The organism is uncultured Campylobacter sp., assembly GCF_938017705.1.
Taxonomy (GTDB): domain Bacteria; phylum Campylobacterota; class Campylobacteria; order Campylobacterales; family Campylobacteraceae; genus Campylobacter_B.
The window spans coordinates 1-1,025 of sequence record NZ_CALIIS010000076.1 but is presented as its reverse complement, the minus strand read 5'-3'; the positions used below and the strand labels follow the sequence as shown (position 1 = coordinate 1,025).

Sequence of the window (1,025 nt, the reverse complement as noted above, 5' to 3'; positions counted from 1 at the left end):
AGGCGTTACCTCCGCCAATATTTTAGATGCAAATTTAACCTGCAAAAAGGCGCGCGTCATTGAATTTTTGCTCAAATTCAGCGGCTTCATCTTGGGTAGCTTGCGCCTCGTCGTTTGTTTTGTTAAAATTTTGCTCGCCGGAAATTTTATCAGCGACCGCTCCGCCGATTTTTGTCTGCGATTTTAGTGCCGGTAGATACACGGTCTCATCGGCATCAAATTCCGGATTTGCGTTATATGTTATTATCGCCACCGGAATAGCGATAAAAATAGCGGGTATAATCTGACGCGTATCCCAGTCTATGTGATATTTTATCTGTAAATAAAATCCGATTAAAGCATAAAGGACGTAAAATATCGCAGCCACATGTATCCATATAAGCATAAAGGCCTTATCTGCATCGCTAAATAAAAGCAAGGCGTATTTTTTATACTTCAGCCTGTTTAGGCAGACGAGTATATTTATCGCAGATAGCGCGAGCATGCATAAAAACGACATTTGGGCACATTATGTACAAACGTAAGAAACACGACGATATAAATCAGGAAGGTCAAAAGCGTCCCGAAAGACAGATATCTACAAAAGCGAAATTTAAAATTTCTTGCGGAATCTGGCTGATGTCCGCGGGGATTTTGTCTTTTTGCGTTTTTACCGCCTTTCTCAGTTATTTTAGCTCAAATTTTGCTTTTTTACTCCGTAGCGTTTTAAATTTAATGAAGCGAGTTTTTTGACTTGTTTCTTTTTTAGCGGACAAGCGATCCCGATTTTGCATTAAATTTTTAAAAATGAATACTTACCGGCTCCTGCAATTTTATCGATAAAATTTTTGGCAGGCTAAATTTACGCTTCTTTTCTAGCTAAATTTAGCTTCAAAATTTATCCTGCTCCATTCATAAAATAAGGCAACTAAGCTAAAGCTTATCTGTTTTATCCACCCGCACGAACGCCCAGTGCATAAAATCCCGCTTTGGCTCGTATTTTCCGCTGTTAAAATACTCCGTCAGCCGCGCTTCCTCCGTGCCGC

At 39.8% G+C, this 1,025-nt stretch carries 1 protein-coding gene; it reads right to left on the bottom strand.

The window, feature by feature from the left end; genetic code table 11:
* Positions 1-34: 34 nt before the first annotated feature.
* The gene (locus Q0605_RS04000) at positions 35-499 is read right to left on the bottom strand and encodes a hypothetical protein (protein WP_298704429.1); all 465 of its coding nucleotides are present in this window, start codon (positions 497-499) and stop codon (positions 35-37) included.
* Positions 500-1,025 lie beyond the last annotated feature (526 nt).

Coding starts and splice junctions, on each gene's coding strand:
- Q0605_RS04000 (WP_298704429.1), bottom strand. CDS start 499: ATGTCGTTTTTATGCATGCTCGCGCTATCTGCGATAAATATACTCGTC.